The organism is Dactylosporangium sp. NPDC050588, from assembly GCF_040654975.1.
Classification (GTDB): domain Bacteria; phylum Actinomycetota; class Actinomycetes; order Mycobacteriales; family Micromonosporaceae; genus Dactylosporangium; species Dactylosporangium maewongense.
Genome location: NZ_JBFAJA010000171.1, coordinates 1 through 13,018 on the forward strand (window position 1 = coordinate 1; position 13,018 = coordinate 13,018).

Here is a 13,018-nt window from a genome sequence, read left to right on the forward strand (position 1 = left end):
AGGGTGTCGCGCAGGTCGCGGGTGATGGTCTCGCCGATCGCGGCGCCGGACAGGGTGCCGGCGGCCTGCCGGTGCTTGCGGGCGGCGGTGAGGATGACCTCGGCGTCGGCGTGGTCGGCGAGGTACGTGCGCACGGTCGGGGTGTCGTCGGTGGCGCCGTAGAGGTAGCCGACGCCGCGATAGTCCATGCCGTTGGGCAGGGCGGACGCGTCGTAGCCTTCGCTGTACGCCTCACCGCCGAGGATCGCCTCAGAGACGAGCCGGTTGCCGCACTTGAGGGCGAACCGCACGGCGTGGTTGTCGCGGTACCGGTTGAACAGCCGCCCGACATCCCCGGCACCGATCCCCGACGGCTTCTGCGAGCTGGACAGCAGGATCACGCCCGCCGACGGGCCGACGGCCATGATGTAGGACAGGAGCGCGGCGATCTCCTTGTTCTGCTCCTGGCTGTCCAGCTCGTAGTAGACCTGGAACTCCTCCATGACCAGCAGCCACACGGCGAGCTGCGGATACTTCCGCGACAGCTCCCGCGTGATCTTCCCTTCCGGGCACTCCGCGGTGGACAGCGTCGACAGGAAGTCGTTCGCTTCCAGGATGTGCGCCTTGACCTCGCGCAGCACCTCCAGCAGGTGCTCGACGGGGTCGGTGTCGCGGTTGTTCGGGACCGGGCCGAACACCATGCGGTGCGCGATCAGGCGGAACTTGTCCCAGTCCGGCGACATCTTGCCGTCCACGACGATGACCCGCACGTACGGGTCCAGCGCGGCGTAGAGCGCCAGAAGGCGGGTGGCGAACGTCTTGCCCTTACGGGGCTGCGCACCGACCAGCAGGCTGTTCCACATCATCTGCACAGTGACCTTCCGGCCACGCTCGTCCAGGCCGAACGGCGCCGGGGTCCAGATGTCGCGGGGCTTGCCGTCCAGCAGCGGCGTTTTGCCGGCTGGGATGGCGAGGGGGTCGCGGTCGGCGACGAACAGCAGGTGCCGACGGTGCGATGTGGCGTCCTTGGTGAGGAACACCTGATTCACGCTGACGTCCAGGCCGGAGGCGATGGCGCCCTTGGCGTTGAGCACGTCCTCCCACGTCTTGCCGTACGGCAGGTCAATGACCACCTGTGACCCCGTGCCGGTCGCGTCGCGGGACATGGTGGAGCCGAACTTGACCTGCTGGTCGGGCTTCTCCGGGTGGCCGAGCCGGGCGGCGTAGTAGGCGCGCAGGATGATGTCGGGGTTGACCCGCCGGTACCTGCCCTCGACCACGGCGGGGGTGAGGATCGGCCGGTCGGCGGGGCGGCCGAGGTGGGCGAGGCCGGGGACGATGACGGCCAGGGCGAGGCCGACGCCCCACCAGGGGGTGAGGGCGTAGGCGATCGGGCCGCCGATGGCGAGCGCGCCGAGCTCGGCGAGCAGGACGACGCCGCGCCACGCGCGGGTGGCCTTGACCTCGCGGTGCAGCCTGTACCAGGTGGCCGGGTCGTTTGCGTCGGCGGCGGCCTGCCGGAGTCCGTACTGCTCCGACAGCCACCACCACCGCAACTGGCGGCCGACCAGCCGGAACACCCCGACGCTGGCCCAGAACACGGCCTGCGCGGCATACCAGGGCGACCGGAGGGCGTGGTACCCGGCGCGGTGGCCGATGTCCTCGGCGATGTCGCGGAGGGTGGCCTTGATGTTCTGCCACCCGTTCCAGCGGGCGGGGACGATCGGGCGGCGGCCCTTGCGGTCGGCCGGGGACGGGTCGACCAGGGCGCCGCCGGGGGTCGGCTCGTCGTCAAGGGCGACGTCGAAGTGCCCGTCGGCGGTGCCGGTGCGCTTGGCGCGGGCGGCGCCGAGGTCGACCACGTCGGCGACGTCAGCCACCTCGTCCTCGTACTTGGACCAGTCAAACCCGTTCGGGTGGTCGCGGTTCGGCTCGTTGCTCGTCATGCTGGAGGTCTCCTGACTCCTTGTGGAGGGATGGGGACCGGTGCGCGGCCGGGGTTCCTAGGCCGCTGGGCCGCGCACCGGGCGGATTAGCTGTTCAGGGCCGCGAGGAACGCCAGGACGCCCCGGGCAACGGTCATGACCGCGCGGGCGGAACCGGCGGGGTTGGTGACGACGAAGTACGCGGCCAGCAGACCCAGGCCGAGGCTCAACGCCTTGTTCTTCAGCGATCCGGGCATGATGTCTCTCCTCTGGGCAGGGCGGGAAGCGTTGACTAGAACGGGGAGCGGGGCATCGGGTCGCCGTTGACCAGCGCCGCGAGGCTGCGGGTGAGGTGTTCGGCGATGTCCTGCCGGTCGACGCAGTCGTTGTCGAGGTGGTTAGCGCCCCACGTCGCCAGCTCGGACAGCAGGAAGTGCAGGTTGCGCAGTTCGGTTTCGGCGTCCATGTCGGCGTCTCAGGCGGCGATGAGCAGCGCGGACACGAACAGCCAGCCGACGTGCCAGGACTGGTCGAGGGCGTAGAGCCCGCCTCCGCGCTCCAGCCAGGCCGGGGACTTCTTGAGCGCGCCGGCCATGCGCCGCAGCGGCGCCCGCCGGTCGGCGATGTGGTGGCTGATTGCCGAGACGGTGAGCCCGGCGGCGGTCCAGCCGATGTGCAGCGCGGCGCCGGTGACCGCGTGCATGGCGACCAGGGCGACGACGGCGGTCAGCGTGTACGTACCGACGTGCGCGGCGCAGACGAGATGCCCCCGCCACCCGGTGTCGGCCTTGTGGTCGGCCTGGTGCTGCGTCTGGATCCAGTGGTCGGCGACCTGGTGAGCGGCGTAGAGGGCGACGAAGACAGCGGCGAGCGTGCCGGCATCGGTCGGGCTGGTCATGAGGGCGGTCTCCTGACTCCTTGTGAAGGGATGGGGACCGGTGCGCGGCCGGGGTTCCTAGGCCGTTGGGCCGCGCACCGGGCGAAGCTAGTCGCGGTTGGCGTGGATGAGGTGGGCGAGCGCGGCACCCATGCCGAGCACGGCGACGGGCAGGCAGGCGACCGCCGTGGTGATCCACCACGGCGCGGCGGTGACCCCGGCCGCGGTGAGCAGGTGGTAGGCGACCTGCCCAGCGGCGCCGAAGATGAGCGACCCGATCGCGGACCAGCGGGCGAACCGGCGCACCGACGCGCCGTAGGCGCTGGACAGCCACACCGCCAGGGCGTACGCGGCGTACGTCTCCACGCCGATCGGGAGCGTGATCGCGGTGTTGATGCTGAACCCGTCGGCGATGCCGGGCAGCGGGTGAATCACGCCGAACCCGGTCAGTTCGCCGAGGCCAACCCACCCGGACCAGATCGCCACGAACGCGGGCAGGGCCAGGACCCACACGGGCCAGGAGCGCGGCTTGCGCCGGGCGGGCGCCTCGGCGGGCGGCGCGGCCGGGGCGAGCGGCTCGGTGATGTTGGTGCCCGGGTGTCCGTCACCCGTGGCCTGCGGCGGCGCCTCGATCACCTCGGCGACCGGCTCAACGTCGACCAGCGCGGCGGGCTCGGGGGTGTCGGTGTCCGGCTCCAGGTCCGGCACGGCGTGCAGCGTGCGCGGCGGGGGCATCTCGGCAGGCTCGGCGCGCTCGGCGGTGAGCGCGTCGCGGACGGCGTTGGCCTTCGGCGCCCCGATCTTGAACTCCTTCATGAGCGCGTTGCGCGAGGGGATGTCACCGAGCCGGTCGGCGAGCTTGCGGGCGTCGGGCATGAGCGCCTCGATCGGGGCGGGGTAGGCGCTGGGCGCGGTTGCGGTGGTCACGGGTTCTCCTCGGGGTAGGCGCAGGTGAGGCACTCGCCGAGCGAGCGCGGGATGTAGTACGGCCGCACTTCGCGGCAGGTGGAGCAGGTCCGGCGGGCCAGCAGCGCCCGGCCGACCGCGCGTCGCTGCGCGGGGGTCGCGGGGCGGTGCGGCTTGGCCAGGTCGAGGCGGTACAGGTAGGCGACGCGTTCGCCGCCGACGCCGCGCCAGAGGACTTGGCCGGCGACCGACTGACCGCCGGGCCGTAGGCCGCGTGCGCGGAGTTGGCGGCGGGTGGCGTAGGTGTCCGGCGCGCCCTTCCACCACCACGTCGGCAGGCCGTACCGGTCGCCGGTCGGGTCGTAGTAGGCGGCGCGGATGCGGCTCACGGCCAGGTCCTCACGCTGCCCGGTGGGCGGCGTTGACGCGGCGCGTGTAATAGCGCAGCGCCTCACCGACCACCGCGTCACGCGCCCGGTGCAGCCGCCGGGCGGTCACCTCATCGACCGGCCGCCGGGCGTCGAGGATGTCGATCTGCACGTCTAGCAGGTCAATCTCCGCCTCGATCAGCGGCCATTCGTCCTCGATCGCGGCCAGGTCGGCGGCGGTCGGTTCGTCCGTCGAATCACGGTCGTAGATCACGGTCTCTCCTGTGAGATCGGGAAGGGAGCGCCCGGCCGAGATGCCCCGGCCGGGCGGAAAGCGTTGTGGGGAGCCCGTTTCGTCACGGGCTGACGTGCATGCAAGGACCAGAAGCCTTGCGCGGCAACCTTTTCCGGGGAGGTTGCGAGCCCTGCAGTTGTCAAAATGCCTGCGGACACAGATGACTCGTGGGCGCGCGGCATAGCTCCGCCATCCCCGACCTTCATCCGGCCTGTCTTTCCTGGCTAGCCAGGTGCAATGCATTGAAGGTAGGGGCGCCTGGCTAGTCAGGTCAAGAGGTGACGACAAACTTCCCTAACTTGGCTAGTCAGCGGTATCGTGCATCGGTGACCGCGAACCTTGATTTCCTCGGTGATCTCGATCCCGACGACCCTCGACAGGCCTCGCAGCAGATCGCGAATGTGCTGCGAGCCGCGATCCTGACCAGGAAGCTCGCACCGGGCGACAAGCTGCCGTCTCAGCCGGAGTTGGCCAGCCGCTACGGCGTCGCGCGCGAGACGGTGAAGCGTGCGCTGGAGACCCTCCGCGCCGAACGCCTGATCGTCAGCCGACAAGGCAGCGGTGCGTTCGTCCGGGCTCAGACGCAGCGGCCGGTTGAGCTCCGGCCGTTGATCGAAGCGGCCTTCGAGCACAAGCACGTCGCCATCGACTTCGCCGGGTTCTCTGGCGAGACCCTGCGGGACGCGCTTGCCGAGGCACTCGACATGGTCCGCGCAGGTCGAAGCGCTCCCGAGTCAATCGCGATCCGGGTCATGCTCTCCGACATGTCGGTGCCCATGGCTCTGCCGGCACTCGCCGCGACCGGAGCAGACGACGCCGGAGTCCGGCGGCGCGCCGACCGCATCACCCGCCGATCGGCCGACGGCATCATCGACCAGGTCCACGAGCTGGCGGACCTCGGCCTCGTAAAGTCGGCGACCGTCCAGGTCCGCGTGCACAGCCTGGCGCCGACGTTCAAGCTCTACATGCTGAACGGCCGGGAGGCCTTCTTCGGCTTCTACCCGGTCGTGCCCCGTGAGGTCACTATCGGCGGCGAGCAGGTCGAGATCTTCGACCTCATGGGCCGCGACGCGACCCTCTTCCACTACGCGGTGGACGACGACGACGCGTCCCACGGCACACAGTTCGTGGAGTCGTCACGCCTGTGGTTCGATTCGGTGTGGAACAGCGTCGCTCGCGAGTACCAGCAGTGACCGCCGCCGCTCGAATCGGGCGCGGTCCGCTCTTGCTCGACTTTGACGGACCGATCTGCAGCATCTTCGCTCGCTATCCGGCACCGAAGGTTGCTCGGCACCTCGTCAGCGTCCTCCAAGCCAAAGACGTCGGACTGCCCACAACCGTCGTCGAAGAAACCGATCCCTTAGAGGTCCTTCGCTGGACCGGTGTGAACTGTCCGAAAGCGCTAGTTGTCGCCGTTGAAGAAGCTCTCTGCGCCGCAGAGCGGCGGGCTGCAGAAATCGCCTCGCCGACGCCACACGGCCACGATGTGATTCGTGCCGCATGGCGCTCAGGTGTACCTACCGCGATCGTAAGTAACAACTCCGCTGGCGCGATCACGGCATATCTAGTTCTTCACCAACTTGCCGAATGTGTTGCCGCTGTGATTGGAAGGCATTTCGCCGAACCTTCAGAGATGAAGCCAAATCCAGCACCCATTCTATCCGCAGTTCGGGCACTGAAAGCCGAGCCGAACGACTGTGTCTTGGTTGGCGACTCCCTGTCCGACATCGAGGGAGCAGCGGCCGCAGGGGTACGGGCAATTGGCTACGCAAATCGGCCGTGGAAGGTTACGGCCTTTCGCGCAGCCGATGTCGTTGTAACCTCAATGAGCGAAGTGCTCGAATACCTCGGCACCTAGCATAATGGCCCTGCTGACACCCAGCAGGAATGCTCAGCTCTTCCTGTGCACTTCGCGGCGAGCAAACTCCGACTACCCAACAGATGCGTCGTCAATCAAACATTCCGAACGGGTGACCAGAATGTGGCTTCAGCGGCTTACACTCATGAACTACAAAGCGTTTCCTCAGGCGACGATTGACTTTGCACCTGCCGGGATCACGCTTATCGCGGGCGCGAACAACTCCGGAAAGAGTAGTATCCTAGCCGCCTTGGACGTTGTCTCCGGAGCGAGCCTCCCTTCCCATGCGCGATTCCGAGGCGCAGCCGAAGCATCCGTCTCCGCACGCTTTGGCCTCACTATGGACGAACGTGTAACCATGTTTGAAAAGTCCGGAACTCCTGCCCAGTTTACGGGAAGTCCCGCATTCGAGTGGATTGAGTGGACGTTCACATCGAACAGCCCAGATGATTCAATTCATCGACACATTAGCCAGTTGACCACCTGTTGGATTGACGGCTCGGAGCAAGTCATCGGATATGAGCATCGATCGGGTCCTTCTTCGGCCCAATGGGACATGGTTTGGATGGATGGAAGTACACCCGTAAAACACGACGGTAAGCCAAATCTTAATCACCAATCTCATCCTGGAGGCGATCGGCCACCAAGCTTCCTTGAAGCAGGGTCTGGTTATGGCTTGCCATTTCAAACACTCTTACATCGGTGGCGCACGCAATATTTCCACTTTCCCGTGCACCGCCCGGGAATCCAGCGGTCCGAGCAGCTTCGTGCAGATATCCGCCTGGCTGCGACCGGTGAAAATCTTTCCGCCGTCCTTTTAGGTCTCAACACAAACAATCCCGCAAAGTGGCTGCGATTGCAGGAACTAATCTCAACGGTCGTTCCTGAGGTAGGCCGTTTAAGACTCTCGACGAAAGACAGTTCCGTCCAGGTTGTTTTTGACGACGAGTATTCTGGGGCGCTCAGTCACAACTTAAAAGACTTGGGCAGCGGAGTCGAGCAGTTACTGCTGACGCTTGTACTGGGGATGTCACAAGAGCAAGGATCACTCATCGCGCTCGAAGAGCCTGAGACATCACTTCACCCTGGTGCGCAGCGAGCCCTGCTTGGCCACCTGAGCGAGTGGGCCGAGGAACGACAGTTCATCATAACGACGCACTCACCCGTCTTGCTCGATGGCTTGCAGCGAGCGGCCGTCAAGGTAGTCCGTCGCGAAAACGGTCAATCCTCGATCGGATCTGTTGACTCACCGGCGGTTGACGCATTGCAGGAGCTCGGCGTGCGATTGACGGATGTCCTGTCCGCTGAACGCATCCTTCTAGTTGAGGGGCCTAGCGATCGCGATGTACTTCAGGCTTGGTTTCCTCAGCTTGCAACCGATCCGCGCGTTGCAGTGATTCTGGGGGTTGGCGGCGACAATTCAAGGCTTGCCCATATTCTGAATGAGTGGGTTCAAAAGGCGGATCGCCTTGGCGTAAGGAAGGTTCTCTTCATTAGGGACCGCGATGAGCTTGCCTCGAACCAGATCGAGAGACTCCTCAGCAAAGGCTCGGTCCATGTGTTAAATCGGCGTGAACTAGAAAACTACTTGCTTGATTCCCAAGCGATTAGTCTCACGCTACCGTCAAAAAACGGAGAATCGATTGCCCCCGAATCAATCGAACGGTTTCTTAGGGAACATGCAAACGAACTCCGCGATCGCGTCGTCCTGAAGCGTGTATGCGCGCGGCTCGGAGCGCTAGTTTACGTCGATCACGAGCTTCGCGCTTCACTGTCATCGAAGGGTGCAACCGCCGAAGAGCTGATCGACGCAGTTGTTGAAAGAATCCCTTCCCGTGATCAGATGGCACAGGATATACGCGAATTGTGGGCAGAGGAATCACGCGCAGTCGTCGAGTCCTGGGACGACGAATGGGCCTCCCTAGCACCTGGTGAAGAATTGCTGGTGGCCACATGGAGTGAATTTAGCTCAGGTAGGTTTAGCAAGAAGAGAGACGGTGTGAGAATCGCTAGAAATATGACCACGCCACCCCTAGAAATCACCTCTGCGATCAGCGACTTTCTAGGCATTGCACAATAAATTATGATTCGGACTCCGCCGATCCTTGAGTGTTGCCATTCCCTCCTTCCCCGTCGGGCCTCTCCTTCACGCCGAGCACCAGAACTGCGAGATCAGCACGAACCCGGTTTCTCAGGTCTTGATCTTCGATTGCGGCGGCCAGTTCGCGCGCGGCGCTGAGTCTGCGATCCTCTTGGCTCTCCTCCCGAAGCAGGACGCCTTGATCACCCATGCTTTTCCGCGTTCTATTCGATTGCACGAAAAATACCGAGGACGTCAAATTGACGACTACTCCAGCAACGCTTACCAGGACTGCTGAATATTTAGCACCATTGGTTGGCGCGTTCCAGATCGCTAACGCACCGCCGGCAATCAGGATAATCGCACCTAGAGACATGAATATTACGCTTACCCAAAAGCTCAGCTTCGCCTGGGCCAATCCTTCAGTGTAGATTTCACGCAAGATCGCTTCTTGTTTCTGAAGCGTATCCGATGCGCGCACAGTGGCTAAATCCGTGGCCTGTTGGTTGATGTGCGCTACACCACCGGGCTCAACATTTATATGAATTTCTTCACCAGAGGACTCTTCGACTCGGTCTCTAATTTGGTCGGCGTAACGATCAAAGGGACTCGAAACCCTAGTTCCCAGTACAGTCAGAGCGAGTCCGACGCCGGCAGCTAGGGGAACTGTACCCGCCAGACTTGCATCACGAACGAAGAGCAGAGCGCAACCAACCGCAAGAAGAAGGGCCGCTAGCACCAGAATTACTACAACAAACCACGTCGGCTGAGTCCTAGGATTTCCCTGGTTAACCATTCGGAAGGAACTAGATGGTGATTGTATTTCTAGATTACGGCTGGGGGCAGCATCAACAGCAGCAGGACCCTGCTCAGTCGTAGAGCCGTGGACGCTAGTACCGGGCATCTGATCCCTCTTCCCATGGATGGCTCTGAGATACTGTCAGACGCCATTGATCGATCGACATGCCGCCCCGCAGATTCATCCGTTCGCCATACGAAGTCCACCGATTGGCTTCAGCCTTCTCGACGTCTGCGCGAGGGCTTGCATCCCAACATTGGATGCGACATGGTGCGCTCATCTGCAAGGACATCGCCGCAGTCCGCGCCCGGCTGGTTGGCAGGCAGGCCCGGACTGCGATCGTCTCGTGCGCTTCGGACGAGACAACGCACGTCGTCGGTGGCAGGTGCGCGAGCGCACAAGCAAGCGAGTATCACAGCTACGTCGCCGAGGCCGGCTTGACGCGGCGCCGGATCCCGCAGTACACCCTGCAGCGGCGAAAGCCGCGCACGGCAAATACGCGTCCAAGTTTCGCGCGAACTTTCGTTTGCAGCCAAGTTTTCGCAGGTCAATCACTTGCGCCTGAACGCTCGGTCGCCGCCCTCCGGAGGCGGGGGCGCAGGTTCGAATCCTGCCGGGGGCACACAGCGCGCAGCGCGAGTGAACAGCCAAAACGAAGCCCTTGACCAGCAGTTCTGCGGTCAAGGGCTTCGCTCGTATGTCCGGCTGTCACCGGCTGAATCCCGCCATGAAGCACCCACCCTGGACCGACCCGACCCATTCGCCCTGGCGAACGGCCCGGTGTCAGCGGCTTCACCGATCAGAATTCCTCCGCCACGCCGTCGGTTCTGGTGGCTCCCTCGCACCGGTGGAAGGATTGGTGACCATGACCGACGCTGGACCGCTGGGCGCTGACGAGGCCTCGTTCATCGCGGTGGCTCGCTCAGGCGATACGGCGCGGTTTGCGCTCATCACGGAGCGCCACCGGCGTGAGCTGCAGGTGCACTGCTACCGGATGCTTGCGAACTACGAGGACGCCCAGGACATGACGCAGGAGACGTTCCTGCGAGCGTGGGACAAGCGGGAGTCGTTCAAGGGCCACGCTGCGCTGCGGACCTGGCTGTACCGGATCGCGACGAACGTCTGCCTCGACTTCCTGGAGAAGCGCAACGATCGCACACCCGTACCGTCCGGGCTGGCGGACGTCGGCTCCGAGGTGCTGTACCTGCAGCCGTACCCCGATCGGATGCTCCCCGAGGACCCGCAGGAATCGGTGGTGGCGCGGGAGACGATCGAGCTGGCGTTCATCGTCGCCGTCCAGCACCTGCCGCCGCGGCAGCGGGCGGTGTTCATTCTGCGCGACGTCGTCGGCTGGCCGGCGTCGAAGGCCGCCGACGCCCTCGATCTGACCATCGCATCGGTGACCAGCGCGCTGCAGCGGGCGCGCGTGACGATGCGCGAGCAGCTGCCCGACCGCCGCCTCGACTGGCGGAGCCCTGCAGCCCACGAGCTGTCGAATGACGAGCGCGGCGTGGTGAAGTCGTACATCGACGCCCATGAACGCAACGACCTCGACGGGCTGATGTCCCTGCTGCGCGACGACCTGCGCTTCGTGATGCTGCCCGAGGCGGGCACCTCGGTCGTCACGGCCAAGGACGCGGTGGACGGATGGGTCTCCGGTGGGCTCTTCCAGCCAGGCCACGACGACTGGCGCTGCATCGCCACGACGGCCAACCGCATGCCCGCCGCCGCACTGTACCTCCGCACCCCTGACGACCCGGAGTACCGGCTGTTCGCCATCGCGGTCCTGCACGTCGTCGACGGGAAGATCGCCGAGCTCACCGGATTCGACGCCACCGACAAACCATGGCTGGACCTGCCCCCGACACTGTGATCAGACGAGTCCAGCGCCACGAGCCGGGCAACTGGCCCGTGCTCATCGCCTCGTCTCGTATCGGGTCAGCGGGACGCCGCCGGGAAATGCCCGCGTCTCCACGAGGCTCGGGTTCACCCAGCTGTCCAGCGCGGTGAAGAATGGCGTGCCGCCGCCCACCAGGACCGGCACGGTGACCAGCATGTACTCGTCGATCAGCCCGTCGCCCCCACCCTGTCGGACCACCACTGGAACAGCTCGTCGCTCGGCGACGAGTCCGGCCCCTCACCGCCACTCCAGCCGAGGTCGTCGCCGGGCGCGGCGATGTAGCCGTCCAGGGTCACATTCATGCCGAAGGTCAGTTTCCGCATCACGCCAGCCTCTCGTAAGTCGATCTCATACCTACAGACGGGCGCTGCGCGAAACCTCATCGGTGCGCGCTGCTGGCAACGGGCCGGCCGCCAGCGCAGGATCTCCGCACCCTTGTCGAGGCAGACGGCATAGAGGTACGCGGTGACGACCAGTCGGCCACCGGACTTGTCGGCGGCGGTCCGAACGCGGCGATCTGCGCCCGCTTGGACGCCTGTGCCGGACACCACCAACAATTCCACGTGGGCCGGAAATCCTTCAACGAGGCATACGTGTGACTCGACGGCTGGCGGCGAGTCTCATCGGCGGCACAATTCAATGCTGTGGCAGAACCTACGTGGACGGCGAGCCTGACTGACGTCGTTCGCAGGCGCGCGGCTTCTCAGCAGCCGGCGCCATCGGCAGTACTCGGGATCCTCATGGAGATCGTCGGGCATTGGGCAGAGGCCACCGACCAGCATGGTGTTCGGTGGGACGTGGCGGCGTGGCGGGCGCTGAAGAGCGGGCGCTGATCGGATGTCCACAATCGAGGGCTACCGGGCTGTAGGCCATCAAGGGCTTCCTTGAGCCCTGACCACAGCACCGGTAGCGCCTCGTCGAGGCCTTCGACGCGCCCGCCGGAGCGTCGAACGCTGAGCGGGGCTCAGGATTGACCGGTTTTTGTATCGCCGAGTGATCTGTCATGCCAGATGGATGCGTGGTCCGCTTGAGGTCCCGAAGGCTTCGAGGAGGATCGATGTCAATCAAGGGTCGATGGCTTGGGCGGGTGCTGCTCGCTGGGTTCTGCTCCTTGCTCGTTGTGGGGGCCACGCCCTCAGGGGCGCTGGCCGCGCTGGCGCTGACTGCAGATGTTCCCAACAACACCTTCAGCCCGTGGACGTGGAGCTTCAATGTGACGGTGCCGCGGTGGAATGTGGTCTTCGTGCATCCGTACCAAGGGGGTGACGAGGACCTGAGCATCACGCGGGCCGGGGTGCGGCTGGCGCAGACGGGGTCGACGCAGGTCAGTGAACAGGCCAGCGCCCGGATGGACTTCATCGCGCTCAACAACCACTACCTGCCGCTGGGTGCGTACACCGCCAACACGACGACCTACAGCGGCAGTCCGGCGTACCAGATCATTTTCCGGCAGTCGGCGGGGACCATCACGCCGCATCCGTTCAATTCGCCGGCGCGGTTCGTCGCGGCGAGCACGAATGCCAAGGGGTACGCGATGCTCGGCACGATCTACGACCTGCAGACGCAGATCGGGCAGGACCTCATCATCTCGGCCGACACGCCGGGTGGGGTGTTCCTTGTCGCGGACTACGCCACCATGCCGATTCCGACTCCCGTGCCGCCGGTCTGCTGCGTGAGGATCTCGGCGATCTCGCGGTGGTTGTCGCTGGAGTTCCTGAAGGACAGCGAGCGGTGCATCCGGGTCAGCGGTGACGGTTCGCTGCGGGGGCTGGTGGTGCTGTTCCGCGACGGGCCCGGTGACGCGGCGCCGCCGACCCGGCGGTTCAACGTCGAGTACGCCACGACGGCGCAGGCGGAGTCGCGCGGCTGCCGGTGGGCGACGATGCAGGAGTAAGTGGCCGATGAAACAGGAACCGCCCGGCCCCCCTTCCACCGGGGGTGCCGGGCGGTGTTGGTGCTGTGTGGGCTAGGCCGAGATGTCGAGGAACGAGGCCCAGCTGTTGTTGTACTCCGCGAAGTTCGCGTGGTTGT

General features: G+C 65.1%; 15 protein-coding genes and 1 tRNA gene. 6 read left to right on the forward strand and 10 right to left on the reverse strand.

The window, feature by feature from the left end:
- The 7 genes from AB0I21_RS56480 to AB0I21_RS56510 all read right to left on the reverse strand — a co-directional run.
- The coding region (locus tag AB0I21_RS56480; RefSeq protein ID WP_360574183.1) for a cell division protein FtsK at positions 1-1,925 on the reverse strand (1,925 nt) is incomplete at its 3' end.
- Between the two features lie 86 nt (positions 1,926-2,011).
- Positions 2,012-2,161, reverse strand: a complete 150-nt coding sequence (locus tag AB0I21_RS56485) for a hypothetical protein (protein WP_360574185.1) — start codon at positions 2,159-2,161, stop codon at positions 2,012-2,014.
- 35 nt (positions 2,162-2,196) lie between these two features.
- The gene (locus tag AB0I21_RS56490) at positions 2,197-2,370 is read right to left on the reverse strand and encodes a hypothetical protein (protein ID WP_360574187.1); all 174 of its coding nucleotides are present in this window, start codon (positions 2,368-2,370) and stop codon (positions 2,197-2,199) included.
- Positions 2,371-2,379: 9 nt separating this feature from the next.
- Entirely contained in the window at positions 2,380-2,802 is a 423-nt protein-coding gene (locus AB0I21_RS56495) for a transcriptional regulator (protein WP_360574189.1), read from the reverse strand.
- A gap of 87 nt (positions 2,803-2,889) precedes the next feature.
- Positions 2,890-3,657 carry an ABC transporter permease gene (locus AB0I21_RS56500; RefSeq protein ID WP_360574208.1) on the reverse strand — a complete coding sequence of 256 codons (768 nt, stop codon included), beginning with the start codon at positions 3,655-3,657 and terminating at the stop codon, positions 2,890-2,892.
- Between the two features lie 47 nt (positions 3,658-3,704).
- Positions 3,705-4,076, reverse strand: coding sequence for an RRQRL motif-containing zinc-binding protein (locus tag AB0I21_RS56505; protein WP_360574191.1), 372 nt, complete (start codon positions 4,074-4,076; stop codon positions 3,705-3,707).
- Between the two features lie 10 nt (positions 4,077-4,086).
- Positions 4,087-4,329: a DUF6284 family protein gene (locus AB0I21_RS56510; RefSeq protein WP_360574193.1), complete on the reverse strand. Its 243-nt coding sequence runs from the start codon at positions 4,327-4,329 to the stop codon at positions 4,087-4,089.
- A gap of 347 nt (positions 4,330-4,676) precedes the next feature.
- Here AB0I21_RS56510 and AB0I21_RS56515 point away from each other — a divergent pair, with 347 nt between their 5' ends.
- The 3 genes from AB0I21_RS56515 to AB0I21_RS56525 all read left to right on the forward strand — a co-directional run bounded on the left by AB0I21_RS56515 (position 4,677) and on the right by AB0I21_RS56525 (position 8,288).
- Entirely contained in the window at positions 4,677-5,543 is an 867-nt protein-coding gene (locus tag AB0I21_RS56515) for a winged helix-turn-helix domain-containing protein (protein ID WP_360574195.1), read from the forward strand.
- A 32-nt stretch (positions 5,544-5,575) separates the two neighbouring features.
- On the forward strand, positions 5,576-6,208 hold the full coding sequence (locus tag AB0I21_RS56520; RefSeq protein WP_360574197.1) for an HAD-IA family hydrolase: 633 nt from the start codon (positions 5,576-5,578) through the stop codon (positions 6,206-6,208).
- 121 nt (positions 6,209-6,329) lie between these two features.
- Positions 6,330-8,288, forward strand: coding sequence for an AAA family ATPase (locus AB0I21_RS56525; protein ID WP_360574210.1), 1,959 nt, complete (start codon positions 6,330-6,332; stop codon positions 8,286-8,288).
- A gap of 1 nt (position 8,289) precedes the next feature.
- On the opposite strand, the gene AB0I21_RS56530 is transcribed toward AB0I21_RS56525, so the two are convergent.
- Positions 8,290-9,027 carry a hypothetical protein gene (locus AB0I21_RS56530; protein ID WP_360574199.1) on the reverse strand — a complete coding sequence of 246 codons (738 nt, stop codon included), beginning with the start codon at positions 9,025-9,027 and terminating at the stop codon, positions 8,290-8,292.
- A 617-nt stretch (positions 9,028-9,644) separates the two neighbouring features.
- Between AB0I21_RS56530 and AB0I21_RS56535 the strand changes: the two genes are divergently transcribed.
- Together AB0I21_RS56535 and AB0I21_RS56540 are read left to right on the forward strand one after the other, a co-directional pair.
- Positions 9,645-9,709, forward strand: a tRNA-Ser gene (locus tag AB0I21_RS56535).
- 243 nt (positions 9,710-9,952) lie between these two features.
- Positions 9,953-10,960 carry an RNA polymerase subunit sigma-70 gene (locus tag AB0I21_RS56540; protein WP_360574200.1) on the forward strand — a complete coding sequence of 336 codons (1,008 nt, stop codon included), beginning with the start codon at positions 9,953-9,955 and terminating at the stop codon, positions 10,958-10,960.
- A 42-nt stretch (positions 10,961-11,002) separates the two neighbouring features.
- Here AB0I21_RS56540 and AB0I21_RS56545 read toward each other — a convergent pair whose 3' ends face one another.
- Complete coding sequence (locus AB0I21_RS56545; protein WP_360574202.1) at positions 11,003-11,188, reverse strand: hypothetical protein; 186 nt, start codon at positions 11,186-11,188, stop codon at positions 11,003-11,005.
- Positions 11,155-11,550: a hypothetical protein gene (locus AB0I21_RS56550; RefSeq protein ID WP_360574204.1), complete on the reverse strand. Its 396-nt coding sequence runs from the start codon at positions 11,548-11,550 to the stop codon at positions 11,155-11,157. The genes AB0I21_RS56545 and AB0I21_RS56550 overlap by 34 nt, the downstream gene beginning before the upstream one ends.
- Before the next feature lie 455 nt (positions 11,551-12,005).
- Between AB0I21_RS56550 and AB0I21_RS56555 the strand changes: the two genes are divergently transcribed.
- A complete protein-coding gene (locus AB0I21_RS56555; protein ID WP_360574206.1) occupies positions 12,006-12,881 on the forward strand; it encodes a hypothetical protein in 876 nt (291 codons plus the stop codon).
- The last annotated feature ends 137 nt before the right edge of the window (positions 12,882-13,018 follow it).

Coding starts and splice junctions, on each gene's coding strand:
- AB0I21_RS56495 (WP_360574189.1), bottom strand. CDS start 2,802: ATGACCAGCCCGACCGATGCCGGCACGCTCGCCGCTGTCTTCGTCGCC.
- AB0I21_RS56485 (WP_360574185.1), bottom strand. CDS start 2,161: ATGCCCGGATCGCTGAAGAACAAGGCGTTGAGCCTCGGCCTGGGTCTG.
- AB0I21_RS56525 (WP_360574210.1), top strand. CDS start 6,330: ATGTGGCTTCAGCGGCTTACACTCATGAACTACAAAGCGTTTCCTCAG.
- AB0I21_RS56500 (WP_360574208.1), bottom strand. CDS start 3,657: ATGCCCGACGCCCGCAAGCTCGCCGACCGGCTCGGTGACATCCCCTCG.
- AB0I21_RS56490 (WP_360574187.1), bottom strand. CDS start 2,370: ATGGACGCCGAAACCGAACTGCGCAACCTGCACTTCCTGCTGTCCGAG.
- AB0I21_RS56540 (WP_360574200.1), top strand. CDS start 9,953: ATGACCGACGCTGGACCGCTGGGCGCTGACGAGGCCTCGTTCATCGCG.